Origin of the sequence: Caminibacter pacificus (assembly GCF_003752135.1) — a bacterium.
Classification (GTDB): domain Bacteria; phylum Campylobacterota; class Campylobacteria; order Campylobacterales; family Nautiliaceae; genus Caminibacter; species Caminibacter pacificus.
Map to the genome: position 1 here is coordinate 110,639 of NZ_RJVK01000005.1, position 19,276 is coordinate 129,914.

17 protein-coding genes are annotated in these 19,276 nt (G+C 36.4%); 10 read left to right on the top strand and 7 right to left on the bottom strand.

Annotation, left to right across the window (positions count from 1 at the left end):
* Window positions 1-27 precede the first annotated feature (27 nt).
* Both EDC58_RS09195 and EDC58_RS09200 read left to right on the top strand, forming a co-directional pair.
* A complete protein-coding gene (locus tag EDC58_RS09195) occupies window positions 28-249 on the top strand; it encodes a MoaD/ThiS family protein (protein WP_123353222.1) in 222 nt (73 codons plus the stop codon).
* Between the two features lie 22 nt (window positions 250-271).
* Entirely contained in the window at window positions 272-700 is a 429-nt protein-coding gene (locus EDC58_RS09200; protein ID WP_123353223.1) for a molybdopterin synthase catalytic subunit, read from the top strand.
* Here the strand turns inward: EDC58_RS09200 and EDC58_RS09205 are convergent.
* Window positions 692-1,879, bottom strand: a complete 1,188-nt coding sequence (locus EDC58_RS09205; protein ID WP_123353224.1) for a molybdopterin molybdotransferase MoeA — start codon at window positions 1,877-1,879, stop codon at window positions 692-694. The two genes, EDC58_RS09200 and EDC58_RS09205, sit on opposite strands and share 9 nt — an antisense overlap.
* A 251-nt stretch (window positions 1,880-2,130) precedes the next feature.
* The gene (locus EDC58_RS09210; RefSeq protein ID WP_123353225.1) at window positions 2,131-3,132 is read right to left on the bottom strand and encodes a molybdopterin-binding protein; all 1,002 of its coding nucleotides are present in this window, start codon (window positions 3,130-3,132) and stop codon (window positions 2,131-2,133) included.
* 62 nt (window positions 3,133-3,194) lie between these two features.
* On the opposite strand from EDC58_RS09210, the gene nspC reads away from it, so the two are divergent.
* Complete coding sequence (nspC, locus tag EDC58_RS09215) at window positions 3,195-4,310, top strand: carboxynorspermidine decarboxylase (protein ID WP_123353226.1); 1,116 nt, start codon at window positions 3,195-3,197, stop codon at window positions 4,308-4,310.
* A gap of 5 nt (window positions 4,311-4,315) precedes the next feature.
* Here the strand turns inward: nspC and EDC58_RS09220 are convergent, their stop codons facing one another.
* The gene (locus tag EDC58_RS09220) at window positions 4,316-6,319 is read right to left on the bottom strand and encodes an EAL domain-containing protein (RefSeq protein WP_123353227.1); all 2,004 of its coding nucleotides are present in this window, start codon (window positions 6,317-6,319) and stop codon (window positions 4,316-4,318) included.
* 91 nt (window positions 6,320-6,410) lie between these two features.
* Here EDC58_RS09220 and topA point away from each other — a divergent pair, with 91 nt between their 5' ends.
* Genes topA through gltX form a run of 5 tightly spaced genes read left to right on the top strand, consistent with a single transcriptional unit; the run spans window position 6,411 to window position 12,475 of the window.
* Complete coding sequence (gene topA / locus EDC58_RS09225) at window positions 6,411-8,594, top strand: type I DNA topoisomerase (protein ID WP_123353228.1); 2,184 nt, start codon at window positions 6,411-6,413, stop codon at window positions 8,592-8,594.
* Window positions 8,595-9,122 carry a metallophosphoesterase family protein gene (locus EDC58_RS09230; RefSeq protein WP_123353229.1) on the top strand — a complete coding sequence of 176 codons (528 nt, stop codon included), beginning with the start codon at window positions 8,595-8,597 and terminating at the stop codon, window positions 9,120-9,122. It abuts the gene before it with no gap.
* Window positions 9,119-9,946 carry a biotin synthase gene (locus EDC58_RS09235; RefSeq protein WP_170151142.1) on the top strand — a complete coding sequence of 276 codons (828 nt, stop codon included), beginning with the start codon at window positions 9,119-9,121 and terminating at the stop codon, window positions 9,944-9,946. The genes EDC58_RS09230 and EDC58_RS09235 overlap by 4 nt, the downstream gene beginning before the upstream one ends.
* Window positions 9,936-11,090: a cation:proton antiporter gene (locus EDC58_RS09240; protein WP_123353231.1), complete on the top strand. Its 1,155-nt coding sequence runs from the start codon at window positions 9,936-9,938 to the stop codon at window positions 11,088-11,090. Before EDC58_RS09235 ends, EDC58_RS09240 begins: the two co-directional genes overlap by 11 nt.
* Window positions 11,090-12,475: a glutamate--tRNA ligase gene (gltX, locus tag EDC58_RS09245; protein WP_123353232.1), complete on the top strand. Its 1,386-nt coding sequence runs from the start codon at window positions 11,090-11,092 to the stop codon at window positions 12,473-12,475. The genes EDC58_RS09240 and gltX overlap by 1 nt, the downstream gene beginning before the upstream one ends.
* Here gltX and EDC58_RS09250 read toward each other — a convergent pair.
* Both EDC58_RS09250 and EDC58_RS09255 read right to left on the bottom strand, forming a co-directional pair.
* Entirely contained in the window at window positions 12,472-13,101 is a 630-nt protein-coding gene (locus tag EDC58_RS09250) for a metallophosphoesterase family protein (protein ID WP_139932229.1), read from the bottom strand. The genes gltX and EDC58_RS09250 overlap by 4 nt on opposite strands.
* Before the next feature lies 1 nt (window position 13,102).
* Entirely contained in the window at window positions 13,103-14,248 is a 1,146-nt protein-coding gene (locus EDC58_RS09255) for an amino acid permease (RefSeq protein WP_123353234.1), read from the bottom strand.
* A gap of 84 nt (window positions 14,249-14,332) precedes the next feature.
* On the opposite strand from EDC58_RS09255, the gene EDC58_RS09260 reads away from it, so the two are divergent.
* Together EDC58_RS09260 and EDC58_RS09265 are read left to right on the top strand one after the other, a co-directional pair.
* Window positions 14,333-15,130, top strand: coding sequence for a helix-turn-helix domain-containing protein (locus tag EDC58_RS09260; RefSeq protein ID WP_123353235.1), 798 nt, complete (start codon window positions 14,333-14,335; stop codon window positions 15,128-15,130).
* Between the two features lie 263 nt (window positions 15,131-15,393).
* Window positions 15,394-16,272: a DMT family transporter gene (locus EDC58_RS09265; RefSeq protein ID WP_123353236.1), complete on the top strand. Its 879-nt coding sequence runs from the start codon at window positions 15,394-15,396 to the stop codon at window positions 16,270-16,272.
* Here EDC58_RS09265 and EDC58_RS09270 read toward each other — a convergent pair.
* Together EDC58_RS09270 and EDC58_RS09275 are read right to left on the bottom strand one after the other, a co-directional pair.
* Complete coding sequence (locus tag EDC58_RS09270) at window positions 16,262-18,199, bottom strand: transglycosylase domain-containing protein (RefSeq protein WP_123353237.1); 1,938 nt, start codon at window positions 18,197-18,199, stop codon at window positions 16,262-16,264. The two genes, EDC58_RS09265 and EDC58_RS09270, sit on opposite strands and share 11 nt — an antisense overlap.
* A complete protein-coding gene (locus EDC58_RS09275; RefSeq protein ID WP_123353238.1) occupies window positions 18,196-19,257 on the bottom strand; it encodes an aminotransferase class I/II-fold pyridoxal phosphate-dependent enzyme in 1,062 nt (353 codons plus the stop codon). The genes EDC58_RS09270 and EDC58_RS09275 overlap by 4 nt, the downstream gene beginning before the upstream one ends.
* Window positions 19,258-19,276 lie beyond the last annotated feature (19 nt).

The window sequence follows — 19,276 nt, forward strand, 5'->3', positions numbered from 1 at the left end:
TTCGTAATTTTAGCATAAAGGAATTAAATGATAAGAGTTGAATTTTTAGGTCCTATTAATAAAGAAGCTATGGAGATTGACGTTAAGAGTTTAAAAGAGCTAAAAGAAGTACTAAGTAAAGACGAAGAGCTTAAAAGTTGGCTTAAGTCTTGTGCGGTTGCTGTAAATGACAAAATAGTGACTTCATTGGACGTAGAGCTTAAAGACGGAGACAAAGTAGTGTTGCTACCGCCTGTATGCGGAGGATGAAATAATAATAAAAGGAGTATAAATGGTTGAGGTATTTAAAGGCGGCGTTCCTGTAATTCCTACGCTTGAGAGGTGGTATGAGGAGTTTAAGCTCGAGGGGTACGGGGCGATGATTCCTTTTATCGGAATTGTAAGACCGGATAACGAAATAGAAGGGCTTAGTTTTGATTTGTATTTGCCGATGCTAAACGAGTGGTTTAAGAAGTGGCAAAATTTAGATGACGCTAAAATTATGATGGCTCATAGTTTCGGGGATGTAATGGTAGGTGAAACGAGCTTTTTGTGCGCCGTATTTACAAAACACAGACGTGAGGGGTTTAAGTATCTTGAGGAATTCGTAGAGGATTTCAAAGCCAACGCTCCGATTTGGAAATACGACCTTAAAGGCGGCAAAAGGATTTTTGCAAGCGATAGAGCAAAAGAGCTTCCGGGAGCCGGACTTTTAGATTAGGATATATTCTACTATTTCTCCCGCTTCTTTTGTACCTTCGTTTTCATCAATTACGGCAAGTGCGTTTGAAAGGGCGATTGAGAGGTAGTTTGAGGTTTGTTGCGTGTATGCCGCAGTAAAGGTTACTTTTTCGTCGCACTCGATATTGCCTCTTATGAAATCGACTCTTCCTTCTTTCGCTTTTGTTTTTGTAGTTAAAACGGCTTTTTTGTATTCGTTTTGATAATTTACAATACCTGCCGCTTTTTTGACGTACGGAATCAAAAATTCAACGGCGTTTACAAGCAGTGCAGCAGGGTATCCCGGCAGTCCGAAAAATAGTTTTTTGTCTTTATTTCCGAAAATCAAAGGGCGTCCCGGGCGGATGTTTGTAGTGGTGAATTTTATATCGACTCCTATTTGTTTTGCTATCTCTTTTGTAAAGTCGTATTTTCCTTTGCTTGCACCCCCGCTTGAGATTAATATGTCGTTTTCTTCTATGGCGTTTTTGAAAACTTTTATCATTTCATCCAAATTATCTGGAAGTTTTCCGTAGTACGTAATATCGGCATAAGGTTTTAAAAGCCCTTTTAAAATATAAAGATTTGAGTTTTTCACTCCTGCCTTGTCGAGTGCTTCAAAGGGCTCTTTTACTTCGCTACCCGTAACTACGATACCGATTTTTACTTTTTTAAAAACTTTGATTTGATAATGTCCCAAATTTGCAAGAAGCGCTACTTTTTTATAATCCAGAATTTCGCCTTTTTTTAAGACCACATCTCCCGTTTTTACTTCTTCACCCTCGAAATTTATCAAATCACCTTTTTTTACAGGTTTTTTTATAACGATATAATCTCCATCTTTTTCTACATCTTCGATTCTGACAACGGCGTTTGCGCCTTTTGGTACCACTCCGCCGGTCATAATGAAAATAGCGCCTTCTTTTAATTCTTTTTGCGCTTCTCCGGCGGGTGCTTCGTCTATTATTTTTAGTTTTGCCGGAAATGTCAGATTATCTACGTTTATGGCGTATCCGTCAACCGCACTTTTATCGCTTTCGGGAATATTGAATTTCGCCTTCATATCTTCAAATAACACCCTGCCTTCCGCCTCGTCAATAGTTATCGTTTCATAGTATTTTTGGGATGTAAGAGAATCAATTATCTCTTTTGCTTCGTTACGCGTTACTTTTATAAACATTTTTGCCCTTTAGCCTTTAATTTCGTAAAGAATTAATAAATAAAGCGAAACAATTGCAAATTTTAATGGAAAAAAAGCGTTAAAAAAAGCACACAAGCTCAAAGAGGTCTGTGCTTTTTAGCTTTTTTGAAATGGCCAAAATTTGCTCTCTTGTTGAGCTTATTTATTAATCTTCATTTTTGGTTACTTGCTTCTTTTCCTTATCTTTTCCACTTTTTCACAATTTCACAAAAATTTTCCATTATCACTTATTAAGGTATTTCCCCATTTACCGCTTCTAAAAGTCCTCCGTGCGCTCTTTTGATAACTTCTTCTTTGCTGATAACTTCACCTATTAAAAGTCTTGGTAGCCATATATCAAAAGCCGTTCTTTTAAAAAACAAAGCCGCCGCAGGTACGGCAACAACCGGCGTATCTTCTATCCATCCCATAGTCAGCATATTTCCCGGCTGAATAGGATTTCCTCTAATGTAATTTTTAACTCCGGCTTCGTGGATAGCTTTATACGTTACATCATCAGGGTCTACGGATGTGCCGCCTGTTAGGATTACGAGGTCGTATTTTTGTGCGAACTCTTTGATTTTGTCTCTTATTTGAGCTTGGTCGTCGGGTAAAATCACCTTTTCTTCGATTTCGCATAATAGCTTTTTTAATTTCGGGCGAAGTTTTTCTTCGAATTTGTCTTTTATTCTGCCTTTATATACTTCGTTTCCGGTGACGATAAGTCCCGCTTTTTTAGGCGTAAAAGGCACTACTTTTACGATTCCTCCCGCTTCTTTTGCGATTTTTGCGGCTTTTTCGACTTCGGCTTTTGGCGCCACAAGCGAGATGATTCTAACGGCCGCTAATTTATCGCCTTTTTTTACTACCGTATTGTTATAAATAGTAGGACAGCTCGGCTCTCCTATCGAATTAAACTCGTTTAGTTTTTCTACGTCTATTTTACATACACCGAATACATCGGAATAGATTGTTAATTTTCCTTCTTTTACCTCTTTTGAATGATAAGTGTTTTCACCCATTAACGCGTCGGCTAAGATATATGCCGCGTCGTTTTCGTGGATTTCGTCTTCTTTTATCTCAAAAACGTAGATGTGGTCTTTTCCCACGTCTTTTAAAACGGGAATATCCTCTTCTCTTATTACGTGGCCTTTTTTGAAAATTCTTCCTTTGAATTTATCACCGTCGACTTTGGTGATATCATGTAACAATACCTGACCTACGGCATCCTCGACTCTTATTTTTTTAGCCATTTTTCAGCCTTTTTGCCAAATTATAGCAAAAGAGGATAAAATTGCATTAAAAAAGGGCAGATATGAATATAAAAACACCGGCTTATGTTATTGAAGAAGAACTTCTTGAAAAAAACCTAAAAATTCTTGATAGAGTACAAAAAGAGGCGGGTTGTAAAATTTTGGTGGCTTTAAAAGGTTATGCTACTTGGGCGACGTTCGATTTGCTTGAAAAATATTTGGCTGGCGCTACTGCAAGCGGACTTTGGGAAGCAAAACTTGCTCAAATGAAGCCTTGGGAAGTGCATACGTATTGTCCTGCGTTTAAAGAGGACGAAATAGATGAAGTAGCCGATATTTCCCATACGGTTGTTTTCAATAGTTTTAATCAGCTTGAGAGATTTGAGGATAGAGTAAAGAACAAAGCTTTGATAGGGCTTAGGGTAAATCCGGGAGTTTCAAGCTCGCCCGTGCCTTTATACGACCCGTGCGCTCCTTATAGTCGTCTTGGAATTACAAAAGAAAACTTTAGAGCCGATAAACTACAAAATGTCAGCGGACTTCATTTTCACGCTCTTTGCGAGCAGCTTGACAGCGCTCTTGAGAGAACGCTTGAGGGGTTTGAAAAGCTCTACGGCGAATATCTAAAAGATATGGAGTGGGTAAATTTCGGAGGCGGTCATCACATTACGCGTGAGGGATATAACGTAGAGAATCTTATAAGAATGATAAAAGAGTTTAAAAACAGATATCCTAACATTAAAGACGTATATTTAGAACCCGGCGAAGCGGTAGGGCTAAATGCCGGATATTTGGTAGCCGAGGTGCTTGATATTATCGATAACGGAATGAAAATAGCCATTCTCGATACTTCTGCCGAGGCTCATATGCCCGACGTCCTTGCTATGCCTTATCGTCCTAACGTAAGAGGGGCTGGGAAACCGGGAGAGAAAAAATATACTTACAGATTCGGCGGGGTTACGTGTCTTGCCGGTGATGTTATAGGGGATTACAGTTTTGATGAGCCTTTAAAAATCGGAGATAAAGTTATTTTTGAAGATATGGCTATTTATACAATGGTGAAAAATACGGCGTTTAACGGTATAAGACTTCCTAGTATCGTTATCAAAAGAAAAGACGGCTCTTTATGGACTACAAGAGAGTTTCATTTCGAAGATTTCAGAGACAGACTAAGCTAAGCTTTTTAAGCCCGGCTTAGTTTTAGGTGCAGTTTTTCGAACTCTTTTGCGAATTTAACGGCTTTATTTAGAGGTAATGCCGGAGCGAAAATATATCCCTGGATTAAGTCGACGCCTAAATTTTTAAGAATTTCCAATTGTTTTTGTGTTTCTACACCTTCGGCTACCACTTCTATTCCTATTTCTTTACACAAATGAATAGTATGAGAACAAATCAAATAGCCTCTGTGAGACTCTATTTTATCTATTAAAGTTTTATCGAGTTTTAATTCGTCGATTTTATATTTTATTAATGTCTCAAGAGATGAGTAACCCACCCCGTAATCGTCTATTGATAATCCAAAACCGCTTGATTTTAGTCTGTTAATGTTTCTTACGGCCGTTTTATCCACAAAACTTCTTTCGATTATTTCAAACATAATATTTTCATCTTTTAAGATATCTAAAATTTTGCTTATAGCATCTGTACTTTTTAGAGTGTCAGGATGAAGATTTACGCTAAGAATCGGATAAAAGCCGAGTTTTCTGAATTTTTCTATATCTTTTTTAACCTGTTTGCAAACCCATATATCGATTATGGGAGCAAGCCCCGCTTTTTCGATGATATCCAAAAAGTAAGGCCCTTTTATTTTTCCATTGTCGTTATATCTGATTAAAGCTTCGAATTTTTCTACTTTATTGTTTTTTATATCTACTTTCGGTTGATAATAAATGAATAGTTTTTCTTTATTCAGATTATCTATTACTTCTCTAATTTTAAAATTCGCATCGATTAATTCTTGGTTTGCTTGAAAAGCTTTTATATCTTCTTTGGCTCTAAGCTCAGTTTCTATTTCGAGGTTGTGTTCTAGTGCCGAGGCGTGAGTGAGTATAGACTGAGATGAGAAAAATTTTTTCATAAAGTGCGTATAAATAAAAACGTCAAGAGCCAAAAGGAACATTTGTAATATCATAGCCGTTATGCAATGGGATTTTAAGTAAGCATCAAAAAACACCGGCATAGACCATACGACATAGTACTTTGTAAAGTGTATGTTGAAAATTTTTATACTTATATAAGCAATTAATATGTTCATAATCGGAAGTAGGATAAAAGGTATTAATAAGAATCTGTTAAAAACGATTACGAGGAATATTAAAATGTTATCGATATTAAAGATAGTAAAAGGAGAGGAAATTAATGCTATTTTTTTGATTGTTTTATCTTTTGCGGTAATAAGTAACGATATCAGTATGGCAAGCCCTATACCGGCTCCTCCGATATTAACGAATATTCTTTGAAATTCGCCGTAAGTGAGATTAGGAAACATCTCTTTAAAAAGTAATTCTTTTCCAAAAAGCGCATTTACCATATGCTCTCCGTGCATTCCGAAAAACCAGAATATTTGAACTAATAGGTTTCTTATTACAAGAAGTACTATTCCTGGTAAATCAAGGTTGAAAGGGTTTAATTCGTCGATTAAATAATCCATTACGAAATCGATAGCGATGTAGGTAATCATTGTTGCAAAATACGCTATAAAAAAAACGAATAAATAATTAAATAGTCTATAAGCGTAATGTTTACCGTCGTTGGCTTTTATATCTAAAGAAAATACGGGATAAAGATATTTTAAAAAAATAGTGGCAATTATCGGGTTTGTAACGGTTGCGGCGGTAAATCCGTACGGTAGTTCGAGAGGAAATGCGGGATGTTCGTAAAAAACTATAGTGATAAAAGTGGTGACTGAGAGTAAAATTGCCATAATTTCGGATATTTTTATTCTTTTTGCAAAAAAATAAGCAATAGAAATGGTAGGTATGATAGATGTGTATGATTGGATTGTTTTGGTAAATAAAGAAAAATGTTCCGGAGATATAAAAAAGAGTTTGATGTGAAAATACTGAATTAAAATATTTAAAAGAGTTAAAATACCCGTTAATATGAAAAAAGGAATAATAGCAATAAAAGCTTCTTGAAGGGTTATTAAAAACAGAAGAATTTTTTTGTTTTGAATAATTCGTTGCAAAATTAAGACCTTTAATGTTTTATATATTATAGTAAAAATTTTTCTTTTTTCGTCACTTTGATATAATATCGCCAAAAAAGGCGTATAGTTTATGGGTAAAAAACTGATTATTGTCGAGTCTCCGGCAAAAGCGAGAACAATTAAAAATTTTTTGGGTAAAGATTATGAAGTTGTTGCGAGTAAAGGTCATATAAGAGATTTGCCGAAGACTTCGTTCGGGATTAAAATCGAAGAAGATCAATTCATTCCTCAATACAGAGTCACAAAAGACCACCAAAGCGTTGCAAAAGAGCTTAAAGAAAAAGCAAAAAAAGCGGATATGGTTTATATTGCGACGGACGAAGATAGAGAGGGAGAAGCGATAGGATTTCATATCGCTCACGTAATAGGTAAAAAACCCGAAGAGCTTCCGAGAATCGTTTTTCACGAAATTACGAAAACGGCGATTAAAAACGCTCTTGAAAATCCGAGAACTCTTGATATCAACCGCGTAAACGCACAGCAAGCAAGAAGACTTCTTGATAGGATAGTCGGGTATAAACTCTCTCCTTTACTTAATAAAAAAATCCAAAAAGGTCTGAGTGCGGGTAGGGTTCAAAGTGCCGCGCTTAAACTTGTGGTTGATAGAGAAAGAGAAATAAAAGAGTTCAAACCTCAAGAATATTGGACGATAGAGGGTATTTTTAAAAAGGTAGTGGGGAATTTAATCAAATATCACGGAAAAAAACTTGAAAAATTCGACATAAAAACAAAAGATGACGCTCAAAAAATAGTAGATGAGCTAAAACCTCTTGAGTATACCGTTACGAAAATAGAAAAAAAGATTACCACTTCAAAATCACCCGCTCCTTTTATGACTTCTACGTTGCAGCAAACGGCAAGCAGCGAGCTTGGGTTTAGTCCGAGAAAAACGATGCAAATCGCTCAAAAACTTTATGAGGGTGTAAAAACGCCGGTTGGTGAGACGGGTATTATTACTTATATGAGAACGGATAGTTTAAATATCGCCGAAGAAGCTCAAAAAGCGGCGATTGAATTTATTAAGCAAAACGTCGGCGAAGAATATGCGGAAGCTAAAACATACAAATCCAAAAACCAAAATGCCCAAGAAGCTCACGAAGCCATAAGACCTGTGGATGTAAGATTGACTCCAGATGATTTGAAAAACTACCTCACAAAAGACGAACTAAAACTTTATACGCTTATTTATAATAGATTTTTGGCTTCTCAGATGAAAGACGCAAAATTCGAAACGCAAAACATTTACCTTGCAAACGATAAGGGAGAATTTAAAATTTCAGGTAAAAAGCTTATTTTCGACGGATTTTATAAAGTGTACGGAAAACCTAGCGCGGATACGCTGCTGCCTGAATTTAGTGAGGGTGAGAGATTAAAACCTGAAGATATCAAAGCCACTCAGCACTTTACAAAACCGCCTGAGAGATACACTGAAGCGAGTCTTATTAAAAAACTCGAGGCTCTTGGAATCGGTCGTCCTTCTACATACGCACCGACTATTACGCTTTTGCAAAACAGAAATTATGTTGAGGTGAAAGACAAAAAACTTCATCCTACGGAAATCGCATTTACCGTGATAGAAACGCTTGAAAAACATTTTCCCGATATCGTAGATGCCAATTTTACGGCGAATATGGAAGAGATGCTCGATAATATAGCCGGCGGCAAAAAAGATTGGCAGGAGATGTTAAGAGAGTTTTATAATCCTTTTATGGAGCTTATCAAAAAAGGCGAAAAAGAGATTCCTTCTCAAAAAATCGCAAAACCGACAGGTGAGCTTTGTCCGCAGTGCGGCGCTCCACTTGTAATAAGAAAAGGAAGATTCGGAGAGTTTATTGCGTGTAGCGCTTATCCGAAATGTAAATATACAAGACCTATTGAAGAGGAAGAAGAGAAAAAAGTTGATGTTAAGTGTGACAAATGCGGCGCTCCTATGGTTGTAAAAAGAGGTAAAAGGGGCGAATTTTTGGCGTGTAGTAATTATCCGGAATGTAAAAACACAAAACCTCTCAATCCGCCGGAAGTTTTAGAGGATGTGAAATGTCCCGAGTGCGGAGGTGATATCGTCAAAAGAAATTCAAGAAGAGGGGAATTTTACGGATGTAGTAATTATCCGGAGTGTAATTTTATATCCAAATACAGACCCGTAAATAAAAAATGTCCCGAGTGCGGTTATCTTATGGCAAAAAGAACGTATAGAGGAAAAGAAGTTTACGAATGTATAAAATGTAAGCATAGAGAGGATGCGGAGAGTTAAATGAAAGTCGGAATTATAAGCGATACTCACAAAAAAGCGGGGAGGGCTAAAAAGGCTATAGATTTTTTAATGGATAAAAATATCGAATTCTTAGTGCATGCCGGTGATATCGTAAAAGAGGAGATATTGGAATATATGGAGGCTTTGCCTATCAGATACGTTGCGGTTTTGGGAAATAACGATTTGCATTTATATTCCGTGGTAGATAAATACGAGCTCGTCACCGAGCCTTTTTATTTCAAACTTGCCGGAAAAACCTGGAAACTTATGCATTATCCGAGATATATGTTTCCTCTTGATACGGATATAATAGTTTACGGGCATACTCACGATGTGGATATTACCTTTAACGGAAAAAACTTGATACTAAATCCCGGAGAAGTTTGCGCAAGAGACCACGGATTTTCCACATGTATGACGCTTGATATAGAAGACGAAAAATATATCGTAACGCTTTATTACAGAAAAGTAGGAGAAAAAGAGTGGAAGAGCAAAGTAAAAGAATTTCTCATTCCTAAGGGCGAATGATGGTATATCTTTGTGCCATATCCAATATTCGCTCGGGTGCCTGCAGGGAAGATTGTAAATTTTGTACTCAAAGCGTAAAATGGGGAGCGGATATTAACAGATACAAAGAAAAAAGTATCGAAACTATCGTAAAAGAGGCGAAATTAGCCAAAAAAAACAGGGCTTCGGGGTTTTGTCTTGTGACAAGCGGCAAAGGGCTTGATGAAAAGACGCTCGAATACGTATGTAAAGCTACAAAAGCGGTTTTAAAAGAGGTAGAAATTTCAATAATCGCGTGTAACGGAACGGCTGATAAAGAGTCTTTAAAAGAGCTAAAAAAAGCAGGAGTGAAAATTTATAACCATAATCTTGAGACTAGTCGGGAGTATTATCCTAAAATCTGTACGACTCATAATTGGGATGAGAGATTTAAAACCTGCGAAAACGTAAAAAGCGTAGGGCTGAATCTTTGTAGCGGCGGAATTTTCGGTATGGGAGAGAGTGAAAGAGATATCGAATCTTTATTAAAATCACTAAAAGAGTTAAGTCCCGAGGGAATTCCGCTTAATTTTTTTATAGAAAACGAAAAGCTGCCTTTAAAAGCCACTCATTCAAGAGGTATGGCAATTGAAATAATTAAAAAATTTAGAAAAAATTTTCCAAATTCGATTATAATGCTTGCAGGCGGAAGAGAAGTGGTGTTTGGTAATTCGTGGCTTGAGGGGATAAAAGCCGGGGCGAATTCAATAGTAATAGGGGATTATCTCACTACAAGAGGAGAGAGGCCGGATAAAGACCTCGAAATTTTAGAAAAAGAAGGAATAGAAATAGCAAATGAGTGCTGAAATAATTTTGATAATAACTTTATCGGTGATACTTTTAATTTCTCCGTTTATCAGTAACGCTTTGAAGTTGCCTATTTCCATGGTGGAAATAGCGCTTGGTATGATTGCCGGAAGTATCGGTCTTTTGCACGAAAACGAGATGTTTAAGATTTTGGCGGAAGTAGGGTTTTTGTATTTGATGCTTTTGGCCGGGATGGAAGTGAATCTAAAAGATTTGCTAAAGCTTCCTAAGAGTTTTGTTATAAAAGCCGTTATAGTTTTGGGACTTTTGTATATTTTAAGCGCAATTGTGATAGCGATTTTTAAATTTTCTTTTATATTTTTGGCGATTTTTCCTCTTATTTCAATCGGGCTTATGCTTTCTATTCAGCAAGAAATCGGAAAAACCGAGTGGCTTGACAATGCAATAAAAATCGGGGTTATCGGTGAGCTTTTATCAATTTTGGTATTAACTATAATAAGCGGATATTTTGAATTCGGAGTTAGTAAAGAGTTATTGATAAATATCGGGATTTTATTTGGTTTTTTAGTGCTTTTAGGTGTGGTTTTTATGGCGTTTAGGACTATTTTTTGGTGGTTTCCGAGACTAAAGCATTCGATTATGCCTATTGCGGATAAATATCATCAAGACGTCAGAATCGCAATCAGTCTCTTTTTCATAATGATAGCCGTGATGTTGGTACTTCATTTGGATGTGGTACTCGGGGCGTTTGTTGTCGGTGTGTTTTTGACGACGTTTTTTGATCACAATCACCATTTGGAACATAAGCTGGCGCCTTTTGGGTTCGGGTTTTTGATTACTATTTTCTTCGTGCATGTCGGAAGCAGTATAAAATTTTCGGATATTTCGCTGAAACTTTTGGGTGACGCTCTTTGGATTACGTTTTTGATGATAATTTTAAGAATCATAGCTTCTATTGTTTTCGTTAAAGAGTATGGAATTAAAACCACGATACTTTTCGGGCTTTCTTTGTCGATGCCTCTTACTTTATTGATTGCGACGGCAACTTTGGCATATAACAATCATATGCTCGATAGTTATTGGTATACCGTATTCGTAACGACAGCGGTACTTGAGGTTATCGTCGTAATGCTTGGAGTTAAGTTTATAAATAAGTTAAAATTTCAAAAAAAGGATAGTTAATGGTAGTTACGCGTTTTGCACCGAGTCCGACCGGATATTTACACATCGGAGGGCTTAGAACGGCTCTTTTTAACTGGTTGTGGGCTAAGAAAAACAACGGAAAATTTAGACTCAGAATCGAAGATACCGACCAAAAAAGAAACAAACAAGAAGCGGTTGATGCCATACTTAAAGCTTTTAATTGGGTAGGGATGCATTGGGATGATGAGGTCGTATTCCAAAGCGAGAGATTTGATATTTACAAAAAATACGTTCAAGAGTTACTTGATAAAGGGCTTGCTTATAAGTGTTATTTGACTCCTGAAGAGCTTGAATTAATCAGAAACGCAAAAATGAAAGGCGAAGAGCCTCCTATCGATATCAGAAAATATAGAGATTTTAAAGGAGAGCTTGATAAACCGTTTGTGGTTAGGTTTAAAACTCCGCTTGAGGGGACTTTGTGTTTTGAAGACGGAGTAAAAGGCAAACAATGCGTAGAAGCAAAAGAGATTGAGGATTTCGTAATTGCAAGAAGCGACGGTACTCCTACTTATAATTTCGTTGCCGCGATAGACGACCATGAAATGGGAATGACGCATATCATAAGAGGAGACGACCACCTCAGAAATACATTTAAACAGATGTTGATTTATGAAGCGTTCGGGTGGGATATGCCGAAATACTACCACGTTCCTATGATTCACAACGAAAAAGGCGCAAAAATGAGTAAGCGTGACGGCGCCGTGGATGTTATGGAATATAAGCGTGAAGGATACCTGCCTGAAGCTCTTTTGAACTTCTTAGTACGTCTTGGGTGGAGTCACGGAGACCAAGAGATTTTCAGCGTAGAAGAGATGATAAACCTATTCGACCCGAAAGACATCAATAAAGCACCGAGTCGCTTTAACAAAGAAAAACTTGATTGGCTAAATGCACACTATATTAAAAATTCACCTAACGAAAGACTTGAAAAACTTTTAAGGGATGATTTCGGTGTTGATATTGTAAATCACGACAAAAAAGAAATATTAATCGACGAGCTTAAAGAGAGGGTGAAAACTCTAAAAGAGATGGCTTTAGAGATTGAAAAAATATTGACTCCTCCGAGTGAATACAACGAAAAAGCGGTTAAAAAATTCCTAAAAGACGAAGTGTTGAGTAACTTAAGAGAATTTTTGGTCTTTTTAAACGCCAAAGACCCGAAATTGCCTCCTGAATGGCATGACGTTATGGATGAATTTTTAAAACTAAAAGGTATTAAGCCTAAATTCCTTATGCCGCCTCTACGAATCGCAATGGTAGGAGACACAAAAGGTATTGATCTTGCGGCACTTTTAAGCGTGCTCGGAAAAGAAGAAGTCAAAAAAAGAATCTCCTCACTACTTGCTAAATTCGAGGTTTTTTAAACCTCTTTTTCTTTTAAAATAAACGGTTTAAAATCATTTACTTCAAGGCATGCGTTTATGCATCTTTTGTCATTTACCATATACGAATGAGTGTGACCGTGGACGTTGAGGTCGCAGCCGCACAGATAAAAGATTTCTTCAAGCAATTTTGAGATATTTTTATATTTTTCATCATACGGATTGTCGTTAAATACGGGATAATGTGAGAAAAGAATAGTTTCTGAATCTATCTTTTTTATAAGACATGCGGTTCTTGAGAGCGTTTTTTTGTCGTATTTGTATTGTAGGTAATTTAAAATTTCTTTGTCAAAATCGGTTTGAATTTCTATATCTTCTATTACTCTCCAGCCTATCGATTTATAATATTCAAGATGTTTTTGTTTGTCGTGGTTGCCTTTTATGAGCGTTATTTTTCCGTTTAGTTTAGAAGCGGTTTTATATGCGTCTTTAAAAGCTACGTCTCCTAAATGCAATACTTCGTCTTCTTTTGAAATATATTCGTTTAATCTGTCTATTAAAAACCTCTCAAAATCCTCATATCCTTCCATTCTCGCTTTTTGAATGCGAAGAGGCTCGTACAACAGAATATTTGAATGTCCGAAATGCGTATCGGCTATTATTTTCATATCAGGCAAATTTTTCCTTTATTTGTGAAATAATTAAAAACACTACAAACGAAACAAGTGCGTATATCATATCAAATCCCAAAATAGAGATGATTATACCCATCGAAATTACGGCAAAAAAAGAAGTTTTTGTTTTTAAAATTTTAAGCGCCGCAAGAGATACCAAAAAGTATATAAGCACGAAAACGCCGTTTGAATAGGTGATAAGCAAATCTATTTTAAAATCGAATAAAAACTTAAAAACACTTACCACAAAAATAATTCCCATAATAATAAAAAGCGCCTTTTTAAAGCCGATATTCAATGTCGTCGCGAGTCGTGTAAGGGACGCTACATATAGATTCAGAGCCATAATGCAGATTATAAAAGCCACAATCGCCATAATTTTATCGGCGTAAGGCATTATGTGAGAGGCGACGATTACAAGAGAGTGCAGATTTTTATCTTCATTTCCGTATGCGTTAAATACAAGAAGAGAAAACGTAACCGCCATATACATAAAAGCAACTATTATTATTCCGATAACCACCGCTTTGAAAAAGTCGTTTTCGTTTTTAAATTCATGTGAAATATGGCTCATCGCTTCAATCCCCACAAAACACCAGAATATTATCCCGAGTGTTTTTATTATATGAAATTCGTGAGCGTTTATATGGAAGTTCTGAAACAGCGAAACGGTAAAAAACGTCGAAATTATAGTAATTACGGTAACCGCCACGGCAATGTTTATGTTTGATGAGATTGTTAAACTCATCAGATTTAAAATCAAAATTATTGCACTTGCAAGAAAGATAAATTCTATCAGGTATTGGTTACCAAACGCTCCGGCAAGATATGAAGCGGCCGTAATTATTACAACAGGAGGGCCTATCGGGATGATTGAAAGGTACAGAAGTTTTGTGGCAAATCCCATTTTCTCTCCGAAAGCCTCTTTTACAAACGTCGCACTCCCTCCGGCACTCGGATACATAATGCCGAGTTTTCCGAATACAAATGCAACAGGCAAAATCATTATAGCCATAACAAACCATAAAATAAGTGAAGCCCATCCGCTGTATGTCGCACTAAGAGCCGGTACGATAAACACGCCGCTTCCAAGAAGCGTAATTACGATAGTGGCGATTCCCTGAGTTAATGAAAGTTTCACAAAATGCCTTTTTTAAAATTATACCCAATTTGACAGGAAACAAAAACTTTTATAGAATTTCTTAAAAGAAACAAAAGGCTTAAAATGACGCTTGGAAAGAAGATAAAGTTTTTTAGAGAAAACAAAGGACTTAATTTAAGCGAGCTTGCAAAAAAGGCGGGGGTCGCGAAATCGACGCTTTTTAAAATAGAAGAAAACAAAACAAATCCAACTATAAATACAATTTGGGCGATTGCAGAAGTTTTGGGAGTGCCTTTTGGTGAGCTTGTGGGAGAAGGGGAAATTAAGGGTGAGGGTGTTAGTGTCGTATTGATAGAAAAGACGGAAGAATTTGAGAGTTACAAAATGAATTTAAAAGAAAATGCAGAGTATATTGCAAAACCGCATTTTGCTGGGGCAAAAGAGAGAATTTACGTTTTAAGCGGAGAGGCTATTGTAGGTCCCGTTGATAATCCAAAAAGTGTAAAAAGCGGAGAAACGATAGAATTTAGAGCCGATAAAACTCATATTTACAAATCAAAAACGTCGAGTGTTTTAATCGTAACTATTTTTTATCCTAAAAAGATATATTTTCAAGAAGACGTTTTTGTAGACGTGTTTGATGAAGAGGTTTATGAGAGGCTGAATAATTTAATCAAAAAAGGGGTCGGAATTATCAGGGTTATTGCAAAACACGATAAGTTTGACGCCCAGAACGTAGTAAAAAACGAGCACGGGATATTTATTTACGGCAAGTTTGAAGTTAAATTTAACGAGCCTCTCAGTATCAGAGATTTTGAAAGACGTGAAATTTTGGAAAATTTTAGCGAAGATAACATTTATGCGGCTTATCTTGCCTTGATAGGTGAAGTGGAAGCGGCAAAAGAGCAGATGGAAAATTGATAGTTGATAATGGGAAATGAAAACAGTGAAAAGCAGAGAAAAAAGGATAATATTTAAAGGCGTTGATTGAGATTATGTAAACATAATTAATAAAAATGTTAAAGAAGCGGAACAATTGCGAATTTAAACGAAAAAAATACGTCAAAAAAATCACACAAAAAAGCGGAAGCGGTCTGTGATTTTTAGTATTTTTGAAGTGAAATAAAATTCGCTCTCTTGAGGAGCTGATTTACACGATTTTTATTAATTCCGAGGAGTGTTTTATGAAAAATAATAATTTTTTTAAACCGGAAAGTGCTGATAATAAAAAAGGCCTTATCGAAATGATAGGAGCCACTTTCATATGGGGCTCTACGCCGCTGATGTCAATATGGTCGGGTTTGCCAAGCGGGGTATTTGTTTTTTTTAGGGTGGTATTCGCTTTTCCTTTTATATTTTATTTTGCGATAAAACGTGCGGGAATAAAAGAATTTTTTAAACTAAAACCTTTTTGGCCTCTGTTTGTAAGTGGCATAGCCCTTGGTGTAAATTGGGTCTTTTTCTTTTGGGCGGTAAATACGATCGACGTTGCGAGTGCTGTTAGTATTTATTATTTAGGTCCTATAATTTCCATGCTTTTGGCTATTTGGTTTTTGAAAGAAAAAGGAAACTTTTATATTTATATTTCCGGTGTTTTGGCTGTAATAGGAGCGGTGGTAGCAGCCGGAGGCGTTCATTTTCAAGAAGGGATAATAGTGGCTTTTTTAGCTGCCGTTAGTTACGGGGCTCTTGGGTTTTTTTCAAAAATTGCCACAATGCACCATAGAGCCGTAGCCGTTACGGCGTGGCAGATTTTGATATCGATTTTTATAACGGCTCCTTTTTTATTTTTGAATGATTGGCATTTAAGTTTGCAGGGGATAATAGTGGCTTTTATTACGGGTGTGATTCATACGGCTCTTGCTCTTTTTTTGTGGTATGACGCACTTAATTACATAAAAGTATCAATCGCTTCTATTTTGCAGTATTTGGATATCGTTTTTGCTATGATATTGGCTTTTTTGTTTTTGGGGCAAGTTCCTCAAATTCATCAAATTTTAGGAGCGGGACTTATAATAATTGCAGGGATTTTGAGTACGTTTAAAGAAAAAGCTAAAAAATAGGAGCTTCTTCTTTTAATTCTTGTTTCGGAGGAGGAGACATTTTTGTAAATAGCTCTTTGTGTCCGTTAATTTCGAAATATTTAACACCTTTTGGTACTTTGAATTCTCTTAATAATTCTGGGTGGATTTGTAATAGTTTCGTGTAATATCTTTTGAATACCGGAGCCGAGACGACTCCTCCGCTCATACCTTTACCAAGAGATGCCGAGTTGTCGTTTCCAAACCAAATAATAGTTTCGGTATTAGGTGTAAATCCGCAAAACCAGGCGTCTCTGTATTTGTTTGTCGTACCCGTTTTTCCTGCTATTTGAATACCATTTACTCTTGCTTTTCTACCAGTACCTTTTTTTACAACGTCTTGCATAATATTTATCATTAAATATGCCTGATAATCGGGCTGTATTTGTTCGTGTTTTTCTTTAAATTCGATAGTTTCGTTGTTTTTGGTATTTACTACTTTGAGTACGAGTCTCGGGTATGTTTTTACTCCGTAGTTGCTTATGATAGTGTAGTATTTGCTGAGGTTCCATGGGCTAACCCCGAGACTTCCGAGCGCAATGGACATATCGTGAGGAAAATTTTTAAATCCGAACTCTTCTAAGCCTTTGATAATTCTATCAAGTCCTATCGACATTACTAGATTGATTGTCGCGAGGTTTCTTGAGTGTACGAGAGCTTGTCTTAGGGTAATGAGTCCTAAAGTGTTTTTTTCATAGTTCTTAGGCTTCCAATATTTGTCTTCTTCAGGTGTGTCGCCCGGGATTTTGAACGTTCTGCTGATATCCGGAATCATACTTGCCGGATTGTATCCTAAATTTAGAGCGATTTGATAAATAAAAGGTTTTATGGCGCTTCCCACGCTTCTTCTTGATTGAGTGACGCGATTAAATTTGCTTTTTTCATAATCAACGCCGCCTACAAGTGCTAAAACGTCACCCGTTTGTTGGTTTATCGTAATTAATGCTCCGTTTAATTGATTCGGGTCTAATTTTTTATTTTTCTTAAGTAGTCTTTCATAGTTCCATTTTACGGCATTTTCGGCCGCTTTTTGAGTTGGAAGGTCTATACTTAGATGAATATCGTATCCTCCGGATAATAGATTCGGAAACTCTTTTTTGAGCTGTTTTATTGCGGTATCGACTGCGTATTGGGCTTTTGGGGTTACCATTTGTTTATAAACTTTCGGCGTTTCAAGCAATGCATTTCTGTATTCACTTTCGGTTATCCAGCCGATACTATACATTCTTTTTAAAATCCAATTCGCTCTTTTTAAATTCAGTTCGTAGTGTTTTGTAGGGTCATATAATGACGGGCCTTTTGGAAGAGCTATAAGCATAGCGATTTCTTTTAGACTCAGTTCGTTTAGAGGTTTATGAAAATATCCGAGTGCCGCCGTTTTTATGCCGTAGTATCCGTGACCTAAGTAGATTTGGTTTAGGTATCTTTCTAAAATCTGCTCTTTTGTCAGGTAATGTTCTACTTTTAGGGAAATGATAATCTCTTTTATTTTTCTTTCTATAGTTTTTTTGCGAGTTAAATAGATGTTTCTGACAAGCTGTTGAGTGATTGTAGAAGCACCCTCGACTTTTTTTCCGGCTTTGATATCTTTTATTATCGCTCTTAAAATTGCGTTGAAATTTACTCCCGGATGTTCGAAAAACGAAGTGTCTTCCGTTGCAAGAAGTGTTTCTATGACTCTTGGCGGGATATCTTTGTATTTTACGTAAAAACGATTTTCTTTTGAAAATCTCACATCCAAAAGGTTTCCGTTTCTATCGTAAAATCTTGCCGATAAAGGAGGGTTGTAATAGATTATTTTCGCACTTGCAAAACGTGTGGAATTATATAAATATAGTGCGTATCCGGCACCGGCAAGTACTAAAATTAACAAAAGTATCAAAAATCCTGCGAATATTTTTTTTATCATTTCTCACCTAAAAATTTTATTGTTTCATCTATGGTTTTTAAATCTGTATTCGTTCTTAAGATTACTCTAAAAATCGGTGATTTTACCGTCGGAGGTCTTATTGCGCCGACTAAAACGTTACGGTTTAAGAGTTCTTTTTGTCTTTTTTGTAAAAACTCGTTCGATTTTGCGGGTATTATTTTAATAAGAGATTCTAAATTATACGTTAATTTTCTTTGATTAACAAGTGTTTTGTAGTGCGAGAGGTTTTCTTGAATCTCTTTTAGTGCGTAATAGGCCAAAAGCGAATCTATCGGGCTTAGGGCTGTTGTGTATATGACGCTTTTGGCTCTATTTAGAAGATAAGAGATAATCTCTTCGTCGGCTAAAATATAAGCCCCGTAGCTGCCTAACGTTTTGCCAAGAGTACCCATTTTTATCGTTTTTTGAGGATTTAGGTCGTATTCTTGAGTAACTCCCAAAAGATTTTCACCGCAAATTCCTACGCTGTGAGCTTCATCTATTATCAAAAACCCTATTTCCTGGGCGAATTCACATATCTCTTTTTTGACTTTATCGCCCATCATAGAAAAAATACCTTCGGTTACGACAAAAACTCTTTTAAATTTTTTAAAATCTTCGCTTTTTTTCTTTAAATCTTCAAAATCGTTATGTTTAAAAAATCTAACTTCGGCTTTTGTGAGTTTGGCACCGACTATTCCGCTTGCGTGGTACTCTTCGTCCACTAAAAACAAATCTCCTTTTCTTCCTAACTCAAAAAGCGCCATATTTGCCAAAAACCCGCTTCCCAAAACCAAGGCGTCTTCGAAATTGTTCAGCTCTTTTAAATAATCTTCAAGAAGTTTGTGAGCGGGGTGGTAGCCGTTTACGAGCATTGATGCTTTTGCGCCGTGAGATTTGAAGTTTAAAGCGTGAGAAAAGGCGTTTTTTCTTACGTTTTCGTTTTGAGCCAATCCCAAATAATCATTGCTTGCAAGGTCTATAATGTTTTCGTCATAAATTTTTCTCTCTCTAAACCTGCCTTTTTTACGCAAAATATCGAGCTCTTTTTTATACATATTTACCTTTTTAGCATAT